Annotated in this window: 19 protein-coding genes; 13 read left to right on the top strand and 6 right to left on the bottom strand. The window is 60.7% G+C overall.

Annotation, left to right across the window (positions count from 1 at the left end; all coding sequences use genetic code 11):
* Positions 1-209 precede the first annotated feature (209 nt).
* On the bottom strand, positions 210-1,127 hold the full coding sequence (locus tag A3714_RS10750; RefSeq protein ID WP_062817879.1) for a sterol desaturase family protein: 918 nt from the start codon (positions 1,125-1,127) through the stop codon (positions 210-212).
* Between the two features lie 96 nt (positions 1,128-1,223).
* Here A3714_RS10750 and A3714_RS10745 point away from each other — a divergent pair, with 96 nt between their 5' ends.
* From A3714_RS10745 to A3714_RS10735, 3 genes are all read left to right on the top strand, one after another.
* A complete protein-coding gene (locus tag A3714_RS10745) occupies positions 1,224-2,138 on the top strand; it encodes a LysR family transcriptional regulator (protein ID WP_063509437.1) in 915 nt (304 codons plus the stop codon).
* 57 nt (positions 2,139-2,195) lie between these two features.
* Positions 2,196-2,696 carry an FxsA family protein gene (locus tag A3714_RS10740; RefSeq protein ID WP_063509436.1) on the top strand — a complete coding sequence of 167 codons (501 nt, stop codon included), beginning with the start codon at positions 2,196-2,198 and terminating at the stop codon, positions 2,694-2,696.
* A 151-nt stretch (positions 2,697-2,847) separates the two neighbouring features.
* Positions 2,848-4,173: a Na+/H+ antiporter family protein gene (locus A3714_RS10735; protein ID WP_063509435.1), complete on the top strand. Its 1,326-nt coding sequence runs from the start codon at positions 2,848-2,850 to the stop codon at positions 4,171-4,173.
* A 109-nt stretch (positions 4,174-4,282) separates the two neighbouring features.
* Here the strand turns inward: A3714_RS10735 and A3714_RS10730 are convergent, their stop codons facing one another.
* The 4 genes from A3714_RS10730 to A3714_RS10715 form a co-directional block, all read right to left on the bottom strand.
* Entirely contained in the window at positions 4,283-4,561 is a 279-nt protein-coding gene (locus A3714_RS10730; protein ID WP_062817883.1) for a hypothetical protein, read from the bottom strand.
* A 155-nt stretch (positions 4,562-4,716) separates the two neighbouring features.
* Positions 4,717-5,736, bottom strand: coding sequence for an AraC family transcriptional regulator (locus A3714_RS10725; protein ID WP_062817884.1), 1,020 nt, complete (start codon positions 5,734-5,736; stop codon positions 4,717-4,719).
* Between the two features lie 125 nt (positions 5,737-5,861).
* Positions 5,862-7,019, bottom strand: a complete 1,158-nt coding sequence (locus tag A3714_RS10720; RefSeq protein WP_063509434.1) for an acyl-CoA desaturase — start codon at positions 7,017-7,019, stop codon at positions 5,862-5,864.
* Between the two features lie 64 nt (positions 7,020-7,083).
* On the bottom strand, positions 7,084-8,202 hold the full coding sequence (locus tag A3714_RS10715; protein WP_231865968.1) for a ferredoxin reductase: 1,119 nt from the start codon (positions 8,200-8,202) through the stop codon (positions 7,084-7,086).
* A 300-nt stretch (positions 8,203-8,502) separates the two neighbouring features.
* Between A3714_RS10715 and A3714_RS10710 the strand changes: the two genes are divergently transcribed.
* The 10 genes from A3714_RS10710 (at position 8,503) to A3714_RS10665 (ending at position 19,751) form a co-directional block, all read left to right on the top strand.
* Positions 8,503-9,150, top strand: coding sequence for a TetR family transcriptional regulator (locus A3714_RS10710; protein ID WP_062817886.1), 648 nt, complete (start codon positions 8,503-8,505; stop codon positions 9,148-9,150).
* Between the two features lie 233 nt (positions 9,151-9,383).
* Positions 9,384-10,253: a MaoC family dehydratase gene (locus A3714_RS10705; protein ID WP_062817887.1), complete on the top strand. Its 870-nt coding sequence runs from the start codon at positions 9,384-9,386 to the stop codon at positions 10,251-10,253.
* Between the two features lie 519 nt (positions 10,254-10,772).
* The gene (gene mnmH, locus A3714_RS10700; RefSeq protein WP_063509432.1) at positions 10,773-11,876 is read left to right on the top strand and encodes a tRNA 2-selenouridine(34) synthase MnmH; all 1,104 of its coding nucleotides are present in this window, start codon (positions 10,773-10,775) and stop codon (positions 11,874-11,876) included.
* A 364-nt stretch (positions 11,877-12,240) separates the two neighbouring features.
* Entirely contained in the window at positions 12,241-13,113 is an 873-nt protein-coding gene (locus A3714_RS10695) for a putative selenate ABC transporter substrate-binding protein (RefSeq protein ID WP_063509431.1), read from the top strand.
* A gap of 16 nt (positions 13,114-13,129) precedes the next feature.
* Positions 13,130-13,780, top strand: a complete 651-nt coding sequence (locus tag A3714_RS10690) for an ATP-binding cassette domain-containing protein (RefSeq protein ID WP_063509430.1) — start codon at positions 13,130-13,132, stop codon at positions 13,778-13,780.
* Positions 13,777-15,273, top strand: a complete 1,497-nt coding sequence (locus tag A3714_RS10685) for an ABC transporter permease (protein WP_156492925.1) — start codon at positions 13,777-13,779, stop codon at positions 15,271-15,273. The genes A3714_RS10690 and A3714_RS10685 overlap by 4 nt, the downstream gene beginning before the upstream one ends.
* Before the next feature lie 37 nt (positions 15,274-15,310).
* On the top strand, positions 15,311-16,084 hold the full coding sequence (locus A3714_RS10680) for a PhzF family phenazine biosynthesis protein (RefSeq protein ID WP_063509429.1): 774 nt from the start codon (positions 15,311-15,313) through the stop codon (positions 16,082-16,084).
* Positions 16,084-18,243: a selenide, water dikinase SelD gene (gene selD / locus A3714_RS10675; protein ID WP_231865969.1), complete on the top strand. Its 2,160-nt coding sequence runs from the start codon at positions 16,084-16,086 to the stop codon at positions 18,241-18,243. Before A3714_RS10680 ends, selD begins: the two co-directional genes overlap by 1 nt.
* 107 nt (positions 18,244-18,350) lie before the next feature.
* Entirely contained in the window at positions 18,351-18,740 is a 390-nt protein-coding gene (locus tag A3714_RS10670) for a PA2779 family protein (RefSeq protein ID WP_062817718.1), read from the top strand.
* A gap of 177 nt (positions 18,741-18,917) precedes the next feature.
* A complete protein-coding gene (locus tag A3714_RS10665) occupies positions 18,918-19,751 on the top strand; it encodes a PA2778 family cysteine peptidase (protein WP_231867850.1) in 834 nt (277 codons plus the stop codon).
* Here A3714_RS10665 and A3714_RS10660 read toward each other — a convergent pair.
* The coding region (locus A3714_RS10660; RefSeq protein WP_231867849.1) for a hypothetical protein at positions 19,691-20,071 on the bottom strand (381 nt) is incomplete at its 5' end. The genes A3714_RS10665 and A3714_RS10660 overlap by 61 nt on opposite strands.

Genomic DNA, 20,071 nt, shown 5'->3' with positions numbered 1-20,071 from the left:
GTTTCATAGATATGCCGTCGTAAAGGCCCACCACCAACAAGATCGTCGTAGAAATCCTGGCGCATCCAGTCCCCGGTTTTATCTTTTCGCAACTCGCTCCTCGTCACTCGCTACTGCTTTATAAAAAGCCCCACCGGGTTACCCCGGCAGGGCCTGAAAAATCCCGTGCTCTCCCGCAACGAAACACGGTGTGATCAGCGCGGCGGCACTCAGGCCGCTTTCGCCAGCTTGTCTTCGCGTTTCTTTTTCGCTTTCGCCGCTCCGCCCGGCATGTACTGACGCACATCCCAGAAGAAATAACGCTTCAACACGCTGTTGGCTTCGTCATCATTCTGCCGCCAGCCATACATTGCGGGTTTCTCCCTCTCGATGGCCAGGGTGCCGAAAATCAGCCAGTCGTAAATGGCCAGCGTGGAGGTCACGTTCCTGGCGGAATTGGGGCCACGGGAATGATGATGGTGATGCTGGGTCGGGAAGGTCAGCACATGGGCCAGTGCCCACATGGTCTTGCGCACCCAGGCCCACCGGTGGTTATGGAAATACAGATCCCAGTTCCAGTTCACATGGGTCTGGGCCGCCCAGATGCCCTTGATGGCGGTTCCGATCAGAAACACCTCTACCAGCCCCAGATACAGGCACACCAGCTGGAAGGTGTAGTTGGGCATGATCAGCCACCAGGCCCAGCCGTTCACAAAGGTCTGGGTCACAGACAATTGCCCCTTGTTGTCCTGGCCGCCTGCCAGGTGGTGGGGCCGATGACTCATCTTGTAGAACGCCTGCACCCATTGCAGCAGCCGGTTCTTCGGTCGGCGGCTGTGGGCAAACAGGTGGAAGGAGCCATGGATAAACTCTTCGATGCAGAAGAAGACGATCAGGGTCGGCCAGAAATACTGCTCTTCAAGCCAGGCCAGGGAGCCCGCACTGCCAGGAAACAGGCCGGACAGCCCCAACGTCAGCAGCAGTAGTACCAGGGGCCGTTGCACGACCACCATCATCAAGGTGGCCAGGAAGGCGACCTTCCAGTCCTGACGGGTCTTTTTTCCGTCGCGGGTCCGTCCGGCGAGGACTTCCCAGATCGCGGCGAGGACAATAAAAACTGTCACAAAGGTAGTGAGTTGCTGGTCCATTGTTATTCTCCGGTTCAAGCATGTTGTTGCGCACACCGTTGAAAATAGACACCGGGTACTCCTTTTCCTAATTGATATTTGATATAAGTAATATCCATGAAACTGAATTTACGCAGTGTCGACCTGAACCTGCTGCCAGTATTCCACGCCATCATGGAGGCAGGGCAGCTGTCCCGGGCGGCAGAACAGCTTGGCATGAGCCAGCCAGCGATCAGCGCGGCGCTGCAACGGTTGCGTCATACCCTGAGCGACGAGCTGTTTGTGCGGACTCGCCAGGGCATGTTGCCCACTCCCCGTGCCCGGGAACTGCATCAGCATCTGGCGCCCCAACTGGCTTCACTGCGCGACGTTCTGGATCCGCGCAATCGCTTTGACCCTGCCACCAGCCAACGGCATTTCCGCCTGCTCAGCACAGATTATTTCGAGATGGTACTGCTTCCGCCCTTACTGCAACGGATCCGCCAGCACGCACCGGACGTAATGCTGGAAGTGGCGCCGGTCGGTGACAACATGGCGGATACCCTGCACAAGGCCCATGCGGACCTGGCCGTGGATGCATTTGTGCCGGAAGACAGCCGGCTTCGTCGGCACGTCCTGCTGGAAGAAAATCTGGTGGTGGTTGCCCGGCGGGGTCATCCGCAATTTCGCGGTCGCTGCAGTAAAAGGCGCTTCCTGGAGGCGGAACACGTGGTGTTGCCGGAGCGTCACCGTCGACTGCCGCTGGATCTGGTTCTGAACGCGCCCGGCTGGCAGCGCCGCACCGGCGCCCGGGTGACCCAATTTGCCAGTATGCTCGCCGTCACCGCCCGCTCGGACATGATCGCCACGGTGCCCGAGCGTCTGGCTCGCCATTATGCCCATGGGCTGCAATTGCAGATATTGCCGTTCCCGGTAGCGATTCCCCCGGTACCGATTTATGCGCTCTGGCCCGACGCCCAGAACGGGGACCCCGCCCATCGCTGGCTACGTCAGCAACTGGCCGATTCCCTGGACACTGAACCTGTCCCTTGAATCCCTGTCCAATTACCACCATGTTTGAACACACAGACTTCTGACACAGGACACCCCATGGGTTTCGGTCGCATTTTCTTCTTCATCTTCGCTTTTGCCCTGCTGGAAGTACTGGTACTGGCGAAGGTCGCCGGCCTGATCGGCTGGCCGATCACCATCATCGCCACGGTGGTTACTGCCCTGCTGGGCAGCTATCTGTTTCGTCGTCAGGGGCTGGAAACCTGGGTACGACTGAACCAGCGCATGCAGCAAGGTGACATGCCCGGCCAGGAAATGGTGGAAGGGATCATGCTGCTGCTCGGCGGCGCCCTGCTGATCACCCCCGGCTTCATTACTGACGCGGTGGGCTTTGCCCTGCTACTGCCAGGCTCCCGCCGTGCCATGGCCCGCAAGGTGATCGAGAAAGGCACCCTGCAGGGCTTTACCACCATGCAGGGAGGAGGCTTCACCTACAGCAGTTATACCCGACAGGGTCCCAACCCGTTTCAGCAGCCCCCCGGCCGGGACGATGGCAATGTAACCATCGAGGGGGAAGCCCACCGCACCGACGAACGCTAATCACAGCGTCAGCGTCGGGGAAATCCCCTGGCGCCAATTGAGGTGGCATGTCTAACCCGGTGCGTCGGCGGTTCAGCCGGTTCGCGCGCGCTCCCCTCCCCCTGCTAAACTCCGCGCCTTTACCTGACCCAGCCCGTTCGGCGGAGGCGCCATGAGCCTGTTTCTCAACCCCATTGTCTGGTCCGTGATTCTGCTCATGGGCCTGAGCATTGCGCGCATGAACGTGGTACTCGCCCTGCTCTGCGCGGCGCTGGTGGCCGGCATGGGCAGTGGCCTGGATCTGCAAAGCACCCTGTCTGCCTTTGGCGACGGCCTGGGTGGCGGCGCCAATATCGCCCTGAGTTATGCCCTGCTGGGGGCCTTTGCGGTGGCCATTGCCCGCTCCGGGATTACCGAATGGCTGGCCGCACGGATCATTGCCCGGCTCGGTCGCACCCCGGCGCCGGACCAGCTGCGTCTGATTCGCACGCTGCTACTCATGGTGCTGCTGGCCGCCGCCATCATGAGCCAGAACCTGGTGCCCATTCATATCGCCTTTATCCCGATCCTGGTGCCACCGCTACTGGAAGTGATGCACCAGCTGCGCCTGGACCGGCGACTGGCGGCCTGTGTGCTCACCTTCGGGCTGATTACCCCGTATATGGTGTTGCCGGTGGGTTTCGGCAGCATTTTCCTGCATACCCAACTTGGCCCCAGCCTGGCAAAAGCGGGTCTGGAAATTCCCAAGGGGGAACTGCCCCTGGCCATGCTGCTGCCCGCTGCCGGCATGGTGGTGGGCTTGATTCTCGCCTTCATCCGTTATCGCAAGCCCCGCGACTACCGGCCTGTGGCGCTGCCGGGCGAAGAGCAGCACGCGCCGCTTTCGCTGCGAAATGTGATCGTCGCCGCCATTGCCCTGGCCGCCGCCCTGGCACTTCAGCTCTACAGCGATTCAATCATTCTCGGCGCCCTGGTGGGGTTTATGGTGTTTACAGCGGGGGGCGTGGTGCCCTGGCGGGAATCCCAGGACGCCTTTACCCAGGGCGTGAAAATGATGTCCCTGATCGGCTTTATCATGATTGCTGCCAACGGCTACGCTGCCGTGGTGGGTGCCAGCGGACAGGTGCCATTGCTGGTGGAGAGTGTGACCAGTGGTTTGCAAAGCCCGCCGGTGGCAGCGGCACTGCTATTACTGCTCGGCTTGTTTGTGACGCTGGGGATTGGCTCGTCGTTTTCCACCATCCCCATCATCACCACCCTGTATGTGCCGCTCTGCCTGGCACTGGGTTTCTCACCACTGGCCACCGCCGCCCTGGTGGGCAGTGCGGCTGCCCTGGGTGACGCCGGTTCCCCGGCCTCGGACTCCACGCTGGGTCCCACCGCCGGTCTGAACGCCGATGGCCAGCACGACCATATCCGTGACACGGTGATTCCCACTTTTATTCATTACAACCTGCCGCTGATCGCCGCTGGCTGGCTCGCCGCCATGGTGCTTTGAACAGAGGGCACGCTACCTGGACCGTTGGAGCCTTGCTCGCAAGGCGACTCTTTCGGGTATCCCTTTTTCACTGGTCCTTCGCCTTGTGAACAAGGCTCCAACGGGGTGATTACTTGCTCTTCCACATGCGGGCCACGGCCTTGTCGCTCCCCAACAGACCGACCACTTCACACACCAGCCCCACTGCCAGGAAAACCGCCACCGGAATCAGCCCGCCGTACAACTCAGCCACCACCGTTGCCGCTGCCGCCCCGGTGGACAGCACCAGAAACAGGGCCCCCACCACGATCAGGATTTTTCGGTGCGACGGGCGATAGGCATAGTTGTCATCGCCGGACTCAAACGGGTTGAGGATGGGAGAAAACACTTTGCGAAGAAATTCTTTCACTGGTTAACACCGATTCAATGTATTGATGAATGCCCCACTACCCGGTGAAGCAAGGATGGTGCCATGAGATGGAGCCATGAAATCTTTCACGGACAAACCGTAAAAAGGCGCCCTCGGCGCCTTTCTTTTGCTTTTCTGTTGCCCACGATCGACGCCTAACTTCTCTCCGCGGCATCTTCTTCCGCCTTCAACTTTCGATACTCAATGGGTGTCATACCGACCCAGCGCTTGAACGCCCGGTAGAAGGTGGACGGCTCCGAAAACCCGGTGAGATAGACGATTTCGTCGATGGATTCTTCGGTGCCGGCGAGCAGGCGTTTGGCCAGACGGCAACGATAATCGGCAACCAGCTGGTTGAAGTTGGTGCCGGCATCGGCCAGCCGGGTACGCAACTGGCGAGCCTTGATGCCCAGTCGCTCGGCCACTTCTTCCAAATTGGCATGGCCGGATTCCAGCAGCTCACCGATCAGGCGATTGACCTGGGCGACCAGATCCTGCTTTTCCAGACGAGCCACCTGTTCGCTGGCCAGCTGCTCGTGCAGGTGCAACAGTTCCGGCTCGTGGTGGGCCGACGGCAGATTCATGACCCGGGCATCGAAGTACATGCCGATACTCGGCATATCGAACTTCACCGGACAATCGAAGAGCCGCTCGTATTCCTGCTGGTCCGCATGACGGCTATGACCGAAGTGGACTTCAAGCGGCTCGAAGGCACCGTCAGTGACGAAACGAAAGAACTTGATCACGCCCATCATCATGCATTCATTGAGATGGCTGAGACGTTTGCTCCAGATCATCTGTTTGAGAAAGACCCGATCCCCTTCCTCGAACAATTCCCCCTGGGCAGCGTCTGACAGCAGGCGCTGGTAATCCAGGGCACGTTTCAGGCCCTCGCCAAAAGTGGGGCTGGACAGGAACAGGTATTCCAGGACCTGGCCCTTGTAAACAGGAATATGCTCACCCAGGTGCAGGCCGACGTGTTCATCACCGGAGACTTTCTCCAGTGCCTGCCAGAACCATTCCTGGGCATCGTGGGGCGTACGCAGGTCAGGAACCTGAAGAATGGATTTGTCGAGACCGACTTCTGCCAACACGGCATCGGCATCAATACCGGCGTTAATCATGGCCTTGTAGGCCATTCGTAACAGCACACCGGAATCTGTCATTTCTGCCATGCGTTCTGCCTTGTCCCCAAATAAAAAAAGCTACTCTCAGATTGACTGAGAGTAGCATAAGGATGGCAGGGCCGGAACCAGCGCAGGACCGGCCCCAACCAGGAGATCGAGCTGCCCGGGAGTGATCAGGCAGCCTTGCGGGTTTCTGACTGCGGTTCACGGGTCAGGGATACCACTTTGGCTCGCAGGCCATTGAGTGGACCCTTGTCGCTGCCGCCCTGGGTCTTGCTGGGCAAAGACAGCTTGAAGATCCGCTTCCACACACTCAGAGACTGCTTCACAAACGAGCCAGTGTTATAAGGCAGACCGTGCTTTTCACAGATGGCACGCACTTCCGGCGCAATTTTCGCGTAGCGATGGGCCGGCATGTCCGGGAACAGGTGGTGCTCGATCTGGAAGCTCAGGTTGCCGCTCATCACGTGCATCAGACGGCCGCCTTCAAAGTTGGCCGAGCCCAGCAGCTGACGGACATACCACTGTCCACGGGTCTCGTTCTCAATCACGGACTCCGGGAACTGCTCCACCTCTTCCGGGAAGTGACCATTGAAGATCACCTGGGAAGACCACAGGTTGCGCGCCAGGTTGGCGGTCACATTACCGGCAAACACGAAGGGCGCAAACGGGCCAGCCAGTGCCGGGAACAGCAGGTAGTCCTTGAACAGCTGCTTGCGCATCTTTTTCCAGGTCGGCTTGAACTCCGCTTTCAGCTCTTCCTTGGTCTTGGTCTTGTAGACCAGGTAGTCCTCCAGCTTGAGGCTCTGGATCGCCACAAAGTGCTGGAAGAAGGTGGCCAGGATGCCTGCCAGGATCGGGTTGAACAGGAAGCGCGGCTCCCAGTTCTGATCATCGGACATGCGCAGAATGCCATAACCAATGTCATGGTCCTTGTCGAGCACGTTGGTGAACGTGTGGTGCTCGAAATTGTGAGTCTGCTTCCAGGCCGTATTGGTGCAGGTGTTGTCCCAGTCAAAGACCTTGGAGTTAATGGCCGGATCGCCCATCCAGTCATACTGGCCGTGCATCACGTTATGGCCGATCTCCATGTTGTCGAGGATCTTGGAGGCAGACAGACAGGCTACACCGGCCAGCCATGCCGGCGGCAGGAAACCTGCCATCAGCAGACCGCGGCCGGCCACTTCCAGACGACGCTGACGCTTGATCAGGGTACGGATGTAGTTGGCATCTTTTTCGCCCAGGTCCGCCATTTCCCGATTACGGATGGCATCCAGTTCCTGGCCAATGGTCTCGAATTGTTCGGCGGTCAAGTTGCTGAAAATACTCATGTGCTTTCTCCTTAAACCCGGTTTGAAGATTCGTCCTGTGACGCTTCGGTTTGGGTGAATCCGTTTAGATGTCCAGGGTCACCGTGCCCACCGGCACGCTGACGCAAATTTGAATGTCTTCTTCGCCACTGCTGATCTCACCGGTGCGGATATCGCGCACGTCACCGGCGGTCTTGCGGCAGGTACAGGCGTGGCAGATGCCCATGCGGCAACCGGATTCCGGGGTCAGCCCGGCAGATTCCGCTTGCTCAAGCAGGGTGGCACCATTGTTAACGGCCATTTTCTCGCTCTGCACGAAACGCACTTCGCCTTCCGCGCTGTCGCTTTCGATCTGCGGCGCCGCCAGGGTGAACTGCTCCTTGTGCAGACGCTCTGCCAGGCCGTCCTCTTCCCAGACTTTTTCCACCGCAGCCATCATCGGCGGCGGACCACACAGAAAAGTGGTTGCCTGTGCAAATTCCGGCGCAGCAATGTACAGGTGTTCACGGGAAAACAGGCCGGACAGTTCGCCCTGTTCACCCTCATCATTGAAGCAGCGCACCAGGGTCACGTTGTCGTGGGTCCGTGCGATCTCGTCCAGCTCGCTGGCATAGATCATGTCGGCGGCGCTGTTGGCGTAATGCAGGAAAGTGATCGGGCCGCTGAAGCCCTCATCACAGAGGGTGCGCAGCATGGACATCACCGGGGTGATACCGCTGCCACCACTGATCAGCAGCACCTGCTCCGGGCGTTGTTCCGGCAGGGCGAATTCGCCGTCCGCCTGGGACAGCAACACCACATCACCCACACTCAGTTGTTCACGCAGGTGACGGGAAACAAAGCCGTTGGCGTGCACTTTGGCGGTGAGCTCGATGCAGCCATCGGCGCGGTGCAGGGAGTTGGCCGGCGAATAACAGCGGGTCTGGCGCTTGCCGTTGATGGTGACGGAAAGCTGCACGAACTGGCCCGGGATAAAGCCTTCCCAGTTGTGATTGGGGCGCAGGGTCAGGGTCACGCTGTCATTGGTCAGGTAGCGCACGGCTTCCACCTTGGCGCGCACCTCATTGACGGACCACAGCGGATTGAACACTTCCAGATAACGGTCAACGCCATGGGGATAGGAAAGAATATCCGCCACGCGGGACTGCAGCAGGCGGGTCAGGCCTTGCTGAAAACGGCTGGAGGTCTGTGTCATTGCGTTCATTGGGTTCATCCCTGTAAGTGAACAGTTGTACGCATTATTCACAGGCTCACCGTTTTCGTCAACACCTGTACACACAATTTTGTAAAAACCTTCACTATCATGCAGTTACACATGTTTTCTGCGCACCAGTTGCATCACGGGCTCACAACGGGGAGAATTTACAGCGTATTTTCAGGGTCTGTGGGTGCGTGATGCCCGCCAGTACCCCGGCATTGTCCTGCCCGAGCAGCCGGAAACGGGAATGAAACTGCCGATCGGGCCTGGCCAACGACCTGAACCCCCCATGCAGAGGCGACCGGAATGAGCAAGGAAAGCACCAGCAGAACCCGCAAGCCGAAACGGGGGCAAACCCGTGAAGCTCTGATGGCAGCGGCGCTGGATCTGGTCGTCAAGAAAGCCCCGTTTTCCGCATTGAGTCTGCGTGAAGTCACCAAGAAAGCCGGAGTGGTCCCCACTGCCTTCTACCGGCATTTTCCGGACATGAGCGCCCTGGGGCTGACGCTGCTGGACGAATCCTTCCGTACCCTGCGTCATATGATGCGCCAGGTCCGCCAGGAAGAGCTCCCCAATGAACGGATGCTGCGCGGCTCCCTGGAGGTGTACTTCAACTATGTCCGCAACAACCGGGCGCACTTCCTGTTCGTGTCCAAGGAACTGGCCGGTGGCACGCCCACCATGCGCAACGCCATCCGCCGGGAAATCCGTATGTTCACCAACGAGCTGGCCATGGATATGGCCCGCTTTCCCTTCCTCAACCACGTGAACGCAGAAGACCTGCAAATGATGGCCGGGCTGGTAGTCAACAACGTGACCGCCCTCACCCAGGAAATGCTGGAACTGGAAGAAGACGACGAATTCGGCCAGAACCAGGTTCTCGGCACCGCCGAAAAACAGCTGCGGCTGATCTATTTCGGGGTCGGCATGTGGAAATCCAAACCGGACCAGTGAACCGGTCCCTGCCACCTTCCTTCTTGCAGACAAACCTCTGTCACAGTTTTATTTACGTGTGCTTTAGTCCCTATACAGCTTGTCTGCGCGGCCAATAGCGCATCGCCGGCCCTGCTCTATACTCCCAGCAACATCGTCGTTCCATGATCTTTACGCCTCTGCCGGTCGCCGCGCAGGGACATAAAGATCATGGGTCTGAGACCACCACACGACCAACGGGAAAGGATCGAGTAATGAGTGAGGTAAAATTCCGCGAACTGCGCAACGCGCCCCCCATGGTGATCAACTTCGCCAAAGCGGTCATGCGCGCCACCGTAAAGCCGGGCAGCAACCCCACCCTGCCGGAAATCGGCCTGCGCCTGAACGATGTGGCCCTGGACGAGAAGCACCTGGCCGCCTACCGCAAGGTGTGTGGCTTTGCCGCCGACGGCAAGCTGCCGGTGACCTACCCGCACATGCACGCCTTCCCGCTGCATATGGCCCTGATTCTCAGCGACGGCTTCCCGTTCCCGGCCATGGGCCTGGTGCACGTGCGCAACAGCATCACCCAGTATCGCCCTATCAGCGAGCGTGAGCAGCTGAACGTGAAATGCTACCTGGGCAATCTGACCAAGGTGGACAAGGGCTACGAGTTCTCCATCTTTACCAGCATCAGCACCGGCGGTGAACGAGTCTGGGAAAGCGAATCAGTGAATTTCTTCCGCAGTGGCGGCGGTGGCAGCAGCAAGAAGAAAGATGCGCCCAAGCCCCAGCCGGCCACCGATACCGTGGAATGGAAAGTCCCCGGTGACACCGGCCGTCGCTACGGCGCGGTATCCGGTGACCGTAACCCGATTCACCTGTACCCGCTGTCCGCCAAACTGTTCGGCTTCAAGCGCCAGATTGCCCACGGCATGTGGTCCAAGGCCCGCTGCCTGGCCGAGCTGCAGAACCAGCTGCCGGAAGAAGCCTTCACCGTGGATGTGCAGTTCAAACTGCCCATGTTCATCCCCGCCACCGTGAAGTTCGAGAACAAGCCCGTCGATGGCGGCAGCGACTTCCGCCTGCTGGCCAAGGACGGCATCAAGCCGCACCTGGCCGGCCAGATCCGTCCGGCGGAGTAAAAACAGCTACAAGCGTCAAGCCACAAGCTGCAACGCGGGCAGGGCCGTGCTAATCACATAGCGCCCTGCCCGCGTTTTTTTGTGGGGGCGGCGACGATAGGAGCGTTGCTTGCGGCGCGATTCGAACCTTGCCGTAGGTTGTTGATGTAGGAGCACCTCTTGAGGTGCGAACCGAGCGAAGCGAGGCGAGGCGAGGCGACAAAGATCAAAGTCCGTCCGCCATTCTTTCTGGAACCTGTCGAGCGCTGATATCCCTGATCGCCCTCCGGCCGATTTCCGCGCAAGCGCGGTTCGCCATGCAAGCATAGCTCCTACAGCGGCGTCGTAGACAGCACCGGGGGCGGGGAACTTCTCCGCCTTTCCCAATCCAACCAGCGTAGCTTGTAGCTTGTAGCTTGTAGCTTGTAGCTTGTAGCTTGTAGCTTGTAGCTTGTAGCTTGTAGCTTGTAGCTTGTAGCTTGTAGCTTGTAGCTTGTAGCTTGTAGCTTGTAGCTTGTAGCTGTTCTAAACTCGCCCCCCATGCGCGACGATACCCGTGATTACCTGTCCCTGTTTCTCAACGACACGCCCCTGCTGGATGTGCGTGCTCCTGTGGAATTCGCCAAGGGCGCCTTCCCTGGCACCACCAATATCGCCCTGATCAACGACGACGAACGCCACCGGATTGGCATCTGCTACAAGCAGCATGGCCAGCAGGCGGCCATTGACCTGGGTAACCAGCTGGTCAGCGGCGAGGAGCGGGAACGGCGTATGCAGGCCTGGCAACACTGGTGGCAGGCCAACCCGAACGGTTACCTGTATTGCTTCCGGGGCGGGCTGCGCAGCCAGACCACCCAGGCCTGGCTGCGTGAAGCAGGGATCGATGCACCACTGGTCACCGGCGGCTACAAGGCCATGCGCCGCTTCCTGCTGGACGAGCTGGAGGCCTGCATCACCACGCTGCCCTTTGACATTCTCTGTGGCCGTACCGGCTGCGCCAAAACCCGGGTCATCGAGAGCCAGTCCAACGCCGTGGATCTGGAAGGCCTGGCTCATCATCGTGGCTCCGCCTTCGGGCGACGCCCCGGGGGGCAGCCCACCCAGATCGATTTCGATAATGCCCTGGCCATCGCCATGATCAGGCAACGGGCGCAGACCCCGGCCCGGGTTTTGCTGGAAGACGAAAGCAAGCTGATCGGCCGCTGCCATCTGCCCTTCTCTCTGCAGGACAAGATCCGGACCTGCCCGCGCATCATCATCAATGAGACGCTGGAATCCCGGGTGCAGGTGACTCTGGAAGACTATGTGGTCGGCCCGCTGGAAGAATACCGTCAACATTTCGGCGAGCAGCAAGGCCTGCACTTTCTCGGTGAGGAACTGCTTGCCGCCATGGATCGCATTCGCCGCCGCCTGGGCGGACTGCGTCACCAGCAGTTACGCCAGCTGCTCAGCGAAGCCCTGGCCGTGCAAGCCATCAGCGGCGATACCGATTTGCACCAGGACTGGATCCGTATTCTTCTGCGTGACTACTACGACCCCATGTATGACTACATGCTCTCCCACCGGGAAGGAGACATCGTCTTTGAGGGTAGCCGCGATGAAGTAATGGCATTTCTGGAAGAACGCCAGACGCCAGAAGCCTGAAACCCCAAGCAACTGTTGGAGCTTTGCTCGCAAAGCGAAGAGCTACCCGCTGCCATGGCGCCGAGACAACCCCCTTCGCCTTGCAAGCAAGGCTCCAACGAAAGGCGGAGGGGAATTATCTCCCCGGTTTGGCTACGAAATTCCGTTGGAGCTTTGCTCGCAAAGCGAAGGTTACCCGCTGGCATGGCGCCGGAATAACACCCTTCGCCTTGCGAGCAAGGCTCCAACGGGTATTTCTCTTTCGGCAGGGTTGCTGACTGGTATCCAGCCCCCGGCGCTCTATAATCACCTTGTCGTGTCTGGCCGGACCCGCGACAGGATTTCCACATTGTCCGGTAAGCCTCCCTATTGAACGGAGTCAACAATGCGCCTCAAGTTTCTTGCTGCCCTGTGCTCAGCACTGCTGCTTTCTGCCTGTAACGAACCGCAAACCGAGACCTTCACTTTCACCGCCATCCCCGACCAGGATGAATCGCAACTGGAAAAACGCTTCGGCGGGGTTGCCCTTTATCTGGAAGAGCAACTGGGTGTCCCGGTGAAATATGTCCCGGTGAAATCCTATGCGGCGGCGGTCACCGCCTTTCGCAATAACGAAGTACAAATGGCCTGGTTTGGCGGTCTGTCCGGTGTGCAGGCCCGCCGCCTGGTACCCGGCTCCCAGGCCATCGCACAGGGCCTGGAAGATCCGGACTTCAAGTCCTACTTCATCGCCAACGCCAGCACTGGCCTGAGCCCATCCGAGACGCTCACCGAGGCGTTTGTCGAGCAACCCTCTTTCACTTTCGGGTCCAAGGGCAGCACGTCCGGACGACTGATGCCGGAGTTCTACCTGCGTGAGACCTTCAACCAGTCTCCGGAACAGCTGTTCGAGAAAGTCGGTTTCTCCGGGGATCACAGCGCCACCATTGCCCTGGTACAAAGCGGCGCCTATGCCACCGGCGCAGTGAACTACAAGGTCTGGGAACGTGAGCTGGAAGAAGGCAAGATCGACACCGACAAGGTCCAGGTTATCTGGGAAACTCCCGGCTATCCGGACTATCACTGGACCGTGCGTGGCGACCTGAACGACAGCTTCGGTGACGGCTTCACCCAGCGTGTCACCGACGCCCTGCTGGCCATTGATGATCCGGTTCTGCTCAATGCCTTCCCCCGGGAAAAGTTCATCCCCGCCAGCAATGACGACTTTGCGCCCATCGAGGAAACCGCCAAAGCCATCGGCCTGCTGGACGCCGAGTAAGTCGCAGGGCATTCCGTTGACCTTTCGTCTTGAAAACGCACGGCTTGGCCATCCCGGCCAGGTCGTGTTTACGTCCCTGTCGCTGACCATTGCCGACGGCGAGAAGGTGGCGCTGCTGGGCCCTTCCGGTGCCGGCAAATCCACCCTGCTGGCCGCCCTGCGCCAACAGCAGGAAGTCCGCTGTGCCTGGTGCCCCCAGACCGGCGACCTGGTGCCCATGCTGAGCGTCTTCCACAACCTCTACATGGGCGCCCTGCCCCGCAACCGGACGTTGACCAACCTGCGTAACCTGATCTGGCCCAGTGCCGGGGAAAAGGCCAGCGTGGGCGAACTGGCCCGGGAACTGGGACTGGAGGACAAGCTCTTTACCAGCGTGGACCAGCTATCCGGCGGGCAGGCGCAACGGGTGGCGCTGGGGCGGGCACTCTATACGCAGCGCCCGGTGTTGCTGGCCGACGAACCGGTCTCCAGCCTGGACGAACATCAGGGGCTGGATCTGCTGCAGCGGGCCCTGGCCCGGCACCCGACCACCGTGGTCGCCCTGCATGACCGCGAGCTGGCTCTGCAATGCTGCGACCGCATCATCGGTCTGGGCGAAGGCAAGATTCTCCTCGACGCCCCGGCCAGCACGCTGAGCCTGAGTGATCTGGACACGCTCTACCAATGAGCCCCAGCTCCCGGCAGCCCGTCAACACCACCGCCGCCCGCTGGCGCCGCGCCAGCTTGTGGCTCGCAGTGGCCGGGTTGATCGCCCTGACGATTGCCGATCTGGAGATCACCCGCTCCTCCCCGGGCAGTGAACTGCTGCGCATGGGCCAGGGCTTTCTGGCACCGGATTTTTTCTCCACCGACCACCTCTGGCGCGCACTGGCCAACACCCTGGCCTTCGCCTGGCAGGGCACGGCCCTGGCGGCACTGTTCGGCTTCCTTATGGCCATGGCCTGGCACCACCGCTGGGTGCGGGGCCTGGCGGCCAGCATCCGCGCGGTCCACGAACTGTTCTGGGGATTACTGCTGTTGCAGGTAGCCGGGCTGAGCACCGTCACCGGGGTGCTGGCCATCGCCATTCCCTACGCGGGCATCTTCGCCAAGGTCTTCGGCGAATTTCTGGAAGAAGCGGACCCAAGCCCTGCCAATGCCCTGCCCGTCAGCGGACAGCGCCTGAGCGTATTCTTCTACGCTCGCCTGCCGCTGGTCTGGCAGGCCTGCAAGGCTTACGGCGGCTACCGGCTGGAGTGCGCCATCCGCGCATCCGCCATTCTCGGTTTTATCGGTTTGCCCACCCTGGGCTTCCACCTGGAAACCGCCTTCCGTGAGGGCAACTACGACCAGGGCGCCGCCCTGTTGTACCTGTTCTTTGCCATCATCTTTACCCTGCGCTGGTGGCTGCGCCCGACCCTGATCCCGGTTTACCTGCTGGCCGCCATCGCCTGGGCGCCACCGCTGTTCACCGGCCGGCTCGACACCCTGGTGCGCTTCGTCACGGTGGATCTGGTGCCGGTGCCGCTGCGCCAGGGGGGTGGACTCACGGAACTGTGGCACTGGTTTGCCATGCTCTGGCAACAACAGCTGTGGCCGGGGCTGTGGCAGACTCTGGTGCTGGGTCTCGGCGCCCTGTTGCTCACGGGTCTGCTGTCGCTGCTGTTGTTCCCGCTGATTTCGCCGTTATTCGGCAACCGGGCCAGTCGCACCGCCGGCAATGGCCTGCTGGTGGTCATGCGCACCACCCCGGAATTCTTTCTCGCGTTCTTTTTCCTGATTTTGCTCGGCCCGTCCATGCTGCCCGGCATCCTGGCCCTGGCCCTGCACACCGGCGCCATCGTCGCCCACCTCACTGGCCGCTTCAGCGAGAGCCTGACACTCCGTGCGGACGCCCCCATCGGCATCAACCGCTACGCCTGGGAGGTACTGCCCCGGGTCACCCCCAACCTGCTGGCCTTCCTGCTCTACCGCTGGGAAGTGATCATGCGGGAAACGGCAGTGCTGGGCATTCTTGGCATCCATACCCTGGGTTTCTATATTGATTCCAGCGTGGCGGAATTCCGCTTCGACCGGACCCTGCTGTTGATCCTGGCCACGGTCATGCTCAATCTGGCGGTCGATGCATTGTCGCGGGGGTTGCGAAAGCGGCTACGATTGAAGCCTGGGTTGGGTCTTTGAAACCGACCAAACGCACCCGTTATTTTCAAGGCAGCTTATGAAACTCTACCAAGTTGATGCCTTCACCTCGTCCCTGTTTGCCGGCAACCCGGCGGCGGTGGTACCGCTGGAACGCTGGCCGGACGATGCCCTGCTGCAGAACATCGCCATGGAGAACAACCTGTCGGAGACCGCCTTTCTGGTCCCCGACGAGACCGGCTATTCACTGCGCTGGTTTACGCCCCGTGTGGAAGTGGATCTGTGCGGCCATGCCACCCTGGCCGCCGCCTGGGTGGTGTTCAATGCGCTGGGGTTTCCCGGTGAACGGATTCGTTTCAACACCGCATCCGGCGCGCTTTATGTGCATCGTAGCGGTCAGACCCTGAGTCTGGATTTTCCTGCCCGGCCCGGGCTCCCGGTCAGCCATCGTGACCCCTTCGAACAGGCACTGGGCATGTCGCTCAAGGACGTGCTGCAAGCCCGTGACACCCTGGTGGTGCTGGACAGCGCCGATCAGGTACGCCACTTTCAGCCGGATTTCACCGCCATCGGCAAGCTGGATACCTTTGCGATCATGATCACCGCCCCCGGCGATGACTGCGATTTTGTCAGCCGTTTTTTTGCGCCGGCCAAGGGCGTGCCGGAAGATCCCGTCACCGGTTCCGCCCACTGCACTCTGGTGCCCTACTGGGCCGAGCGACTGGGCAAATCCACCCTGCATGCCCGCCAGCTTTCCGCCCGCGGTGGTGAGTTGTTCTGCTCCCTGGAAGGAGATCGGGTTACCCTTAGTGGCCAGGCCCGCTGCTTTCTAAAAGGCGACATTCTGCTGTGATGACTCCCTCGGCTAACCACGACCTGGTATTGATTGGCGGCGGCCACAGCCATGCCCTGGCCCTGCGCATGCTGGCCATGAAACCGCTCCCCGGTGTGCGAATCACTCTCGTCTCGCCGGACGCCCTCAGTGCCTACTCTGGCATGTTGCCCGGTCTGATCGCCGGCCACTACCGCCTCACGGATACCCATGTGGACCTGTACCGGCTGTGTATCGCCACCGGCACCCGCTTTATCCGCGCCGCGGTGACAAGGATCTGCAGCGCCGAACGTCGCCTCACTCTGGAGGATGGCAGCACCCTGGAATACGACTGGCTGAGCCTGGATGTGGGCGCCACTCCTGACCTGCAGCCGGTAGGCGGTGGCCATCCGGATATCGTGCCGGTGAAACCGGTGGCCAGCTTCCATCAGCGATGGCAACAGTGGCGCGACAAGGACAGTCCACTGGCGGTGGTGGGCGCCGGGGCCGGGGGAACCGAAATGGTCCTGGCCATTGCCGAGCATCAACGCCGAGAGGGTCTCAGCGCGCCCCTGTCACTGATCAGCGGCGGCATCCTGCTACCCGGCTACCCGGAGCCGGTGCGGCGACGCATGCGCAGCTATCTGGATGACTACGGCATCCGGGTGCGCGAACACACCCGGGTGGAAAAACACCATGACCGCCTCTACGCCAACGATGCCCCGCTGGACGCCTCCCGGGTGCTCTGGTGCACCGGCGTACGTGGCACCCCGGTTATCGCCAACAGCGATCTAGAGTGTGACGATCAGGGCTTTGTGCGAGTACACGCCACGCTGCAAAGTCGTAGCGATCCGCGCGTATTTGCCGCCGGGGATTGCGCGGCTTTTCCCGACAGCCTGCCCAAGGCCGGCGTCTATGCGGTCCGCCAGGCCAAGGTATTGGCCCATAACCTGAGCGCGGCCATCGCCGGGCAACCCTTGCAACATTACCGGCCGCAAAAACACTTTCTTTCGCTGCTCTCCGCCGGCGGCAAACAGGCGGTGGCCAGCCGTGGTGGTGCCCTGTTTGCATCCGGGGGCTGGGTATGGCGCTGGAAAGACCGGATCGACCGGGCCTTCATGGACAAGTTCGACCGTCAGCTGCCCGCCATGGCACCCGCCTCCGCAGACCCGGATACACGGCACTGTGCCGGCTGTGGCGCCAAGGTCGGCAGCGACGCCTTGCAGGATGCCTTGCGGGATTTGCAGCCACATGTCCGTGACGACATCGAGGCCGGTGTGGATACCGCTGATGATGCGGCGATCATTCAGTGGGCTGATAACAAACGTCTGGTACAGAGTCTGGATTTCTTTCCGGCCTTTATCGACGAGCCGTTCCTGTTTGGCCGGGTGGCGGCGTTACACAGCCTGAGCGACCTGTATGCCATGAACGCCACACCCCACTCTGCGCTGGCCAACGTAACCCTGCCCTGGCACCACCCGAAACTGCAGGGACGGGATTTGCAACGCCTGATGGCCGGTGCGGTGCAAGAACTGAACGCCGCCGGCTGCACCCTGGTGGGCGGCCACACCATTGAAGGGCCGCAAATGGCTGCGGGCTTTACGGTGAATGGTCTGGGGGACCCGCAACAACTCTGGCACAAGGGCGGCGCTCGGCCCGGAGATCGCCTGTTGCTGACCAAGCCCCTGGGTAGCGGGGTACACCTGGCCGCCATGATGCAGACAGGTAAACTGCACGGCCCCTGGCTGGATACCACCCTGACGCATCTTCTGGTCAGCAACCGCCTCGCCCAACAAGCCATGCAGGACCTGTCCGTGCATGCCTGCACCGATATCACCGGCTTCGGCCTGCTCGGGCATCTCCATGAAATTTGTCAGCAAAGCGATGTGGCCATGGTGATTGATACCGATAAGGTGTCTCTGCTGCCCGGCACCCTGTCGCTGATCGAAAACGGCGTGACAAGCACCCTCAACGACGCCAACCGGCAAGTGCTGATGCATTGCCATGCGCAGCATATTGCAGACGCAATGCTCACCGCTCTGTGCGACCCGCAAACCGCCGGCGGCCTGCTTTTCAGCATTCCCGAAACCGACCTGGAACACGCTCTGGCGCGTTTTCGTGAAGCCCGCGTCAAGGTGATGGAAATTGGTAAAGTCCTTGTAAAAAATGATGCGTTTTCGGCAGCTATCCTGCTTCGTTAGCGTCAGACTGTTACGGTAAATAAGTGATGGCAGTTCATTGCAGGCGCCCTCGACCCAGTATTCCTGCACTGAGCTTGCCCCTCAAACTGGCTGAATGGAGAGTGATCATGACCAAGCGTATTACCGGTATTCTGAGTGCAGCACTATTACTGTTCATGCAGGTGCTGATCGTCCCCGCCGCCCAGGCCGCCATGATCGGTAACGACACGGTCATTCAACAACAGGACCGCGCGGCCATGAAAGCCCAGGTAATGGAGCTGATGGATCACCAGGTTGCCGCCAAGGCACTGGGTGACTACGGTGTCAGCAAGGATCAGGTCAGCCAGCGACTCGACCGGCTCACCGATCAGGAACTGCAGCAGCTGGCCCAGAAAGCGGAAGAGTTGCCCGCGGGTCAGGGCGTGGTGGGTGTGATTCTCGCCATCATCCTGATTCTGATTCTGCTCGATCTGCTGGGCGCCACTAACGTGTTTCCGGCCATTAATCCCATCAACTGATCCATGACTGTCCGTTTCGGCGAGGAGCCTGTGGCTCCTCGCCCTCCCCGCCCCGCCCTTGCCAACCCTGCCAGCCTGACGGGCCTCCTCAGCCTGCTGGTTCTGTTTTTACTGAGTGGATGCCAAAGTTTTCCACCTCCCGAGAGTGCCCAGGTAGACACGGAGCAGGAGCTGGTGGTGCCCTTCGTTCCCCAGGAAAAATACCAATGCGGTCCCGCGGCCCTGGCCATGATGCTGCAATGGGCCGGCAAGCCGGTGACGGCAGACAGTTTGGTGGACGAAGTGTGGCTCCCGGAGCGGGAAGGCAGCCTGGGAATCGAATTGCGTGCTGCCGCGCGCAGTCGCGGCCTGATGGCATACCCGGTAGAAAACAGCCAGGCGCTGTTTACGGAACTGCAGGCAGGCCGCCCGGTACTGGTGCTACAGAACTTGGCGCTACGCCGCTGGCCCCAGTGGCATTTCGCCGTGGTCACCGGCTATCGGGACCAGGGCAACACCATGGTGTTGCACAGCGGCACCGATGCCGGCAAGACCACCCACTGGAACCGCTTTATCCGGACCTGGGCCCGCGCGGATCAGTGGGGCTTTACCCTGGTTGAGCCCGGTCAGCTGCCTGCCAGTGCGGAACCGGACACCCTGTTCCGGGCCATTTCCGCCCTGCCCGATGGCGATGCCTTCTGGCCCGCCGCCGTGGCGGCATTCCCGGACAGCGGCAAACTCTGGTTCGGACACGGCAACAGCCTGTGGAAACAGGGACAGCAGCACAAGGCGCTGGAGGCCTTTCGCACCGCCACCGAGAAAGCGCCGGACTTTGCCGCCGCCTGGAACAATCGCGCCTACGCGGAACAGGCCCTGGGCAATAAAAAAAGCGCCAACGACAGCATCTGCCGCGCCCATGCATTGGCGCCCGGGGATCAGACCATCCGCGACAGTGTGGCTGAGCTAACCGGTCAGTCCTGTTCTTCTTCTGCGGACGCCCCGTCGGCGGAAGGCTGTTGCGCCGCTAACTGATTCCGCTGCTCGCGCAGTTTTGCCAGCTTGGCCTCCCCCTCTGCCAGTTGCGCCTCGCTGATGCCTTCGGCGCGGCCTTTGGCAATCATCGCTTCCAGTTTCGGGATACGTTGATCAACGGCACTGGCGAACGAGGCATACACGTTCTGTTTCTGGCGCTGCTCGTACTGTTGATACAGCGCCGGATCGGCCAGCTCGGCCGCACTGGGCGGCTCACGCAAATCCGTTGGCGGGGCCAGCGGCGGTGTACGCGGATCGCCATGGCGCATGCTTTCACGCAGGGCCCTCACCGCTTGAGGCGAAGGCATCGGCCCGGCAGC

Origin of the sequence: Alcanivorax sp. HI0007 (assembly GCF_001635525.1) — a bacterium.
Lineage (GTDB): Bacteria > Pseudomonadota > Gammaproteobacteria > Pseudomonadales > Alcanivoracaceae > Alcanivorax.
Note: the sequence above shows the minus strand (reverse complement) of the source record. Positions and strands in the feature narration are given on the sequence as shown.

Excerpts from the sequence above, each read along its gene's own strand:
- A3714_RS10710 (WP_062817886.1), top strand. The coding sequence starts at position 8,503 with ATGAGCAAGGAAAGCACCAGCAGAACCCGCAAGCCGAAACGGGGGCAA.
- A3714_RS10735 (WP_063509435.1), top strand. The coding sequence starts at position 2,848 with ATGAGCCTGTTTCTCAACCCCATTGTCTGGTCCGTGATTCTGCTCATG.
- A3714_RS10720 (WP_063509434.1), bottom strand. The coding sequence starts at position 7,019 with ATGAGTATTTTCAGCAACTTGACCGCCGAACAATTCGAGACCATTGGC.
- mnmH (WP_063509432.1), top strand. The coding sequence starts at position 10,773 with ATGCGCGACGATACCCGTGATTACCTGTCCCTGTTTCTCAACGACACG.
- A3714_RS10725 (WP_062817884.1), bottom strand. The coding sequence starts at position 5,736 with ATGGCAGAAATGACAGATTCCGGTGTGCTGTTACGAATGGCCTACAAG.
- A3714_RS10680 (WP_063509429.1), top strand. The coding sequence starts at position 15,311 with ATGAAACTCTACCAAGTTGATGCCTTCACCTCGTCCCTGTTTGCCGGC.
- A3714_RS10715 (WP_231865968.1), bottom strand. The coding sequence starts at position 8,202 with ATGAACGCAATGACACAGACCTCCAGCCGTTTTCAGCAAGGCCTGACC.
- A3714_RS10705 (WP_062817887.1), top strand. The coding sequence starts at position 9,384 with ATGAGTGAGGTAAAATTCCGCGAACTGCGCAACGCGCCCCCCATGGTG.
- A3714_RS10695 (WP_063509431.1), top strand. The coding sequence starts at position 12,241 with ATGCGCCTCAAGTTTCTTGCTGCCCTGTGCTCAGCACTGCTGCTTTCT.
- A3714_RS10740 (WP_063509436.1), top strand. The coding sequence starts at position 2,196 with ATGGGTTTCGGTCGCATTTTCTTCTTCATCTTCGCTTTTGCCCTGCTG.
- A3714_RS10670 (WP_062817718.1), top strand. The coding sequence starts at position 18,351 with ATGACCAAGCGTATTACCGGTATTCTGAGTGCAGCACTATTACTGTTC.
- selD (WP_231865969.1), top strand. The coding sequence starts at position 16,084 with ATGACTCCCTCGGCTAACCACGACCTGGTATTGATTGGCGGCGGCCAC.
- A3714_RS10750 (WP_062817879.1), bottom strand. The coding sequence starts at position 1,127 with ATGGACCAGCAACTCACTACCTTTGTGACAGTTTTTATTGTCCTCGCC.
- A3714_RS10685 (WP_156492925.1), top strand. The coding sequence starts at position 13,777 with ATGAGCCCCAGCTCCCGGCAGCCCGTCAACACCACCGCCGCCCGCTGG.
- A3714_RS10745 (WP_063509437.1), top strand. The coding sequence starts at position 1,224 with ATGAAACTGAATTTACGCAGTGTCGACCTGAACCTGCTGCCAGTATTC.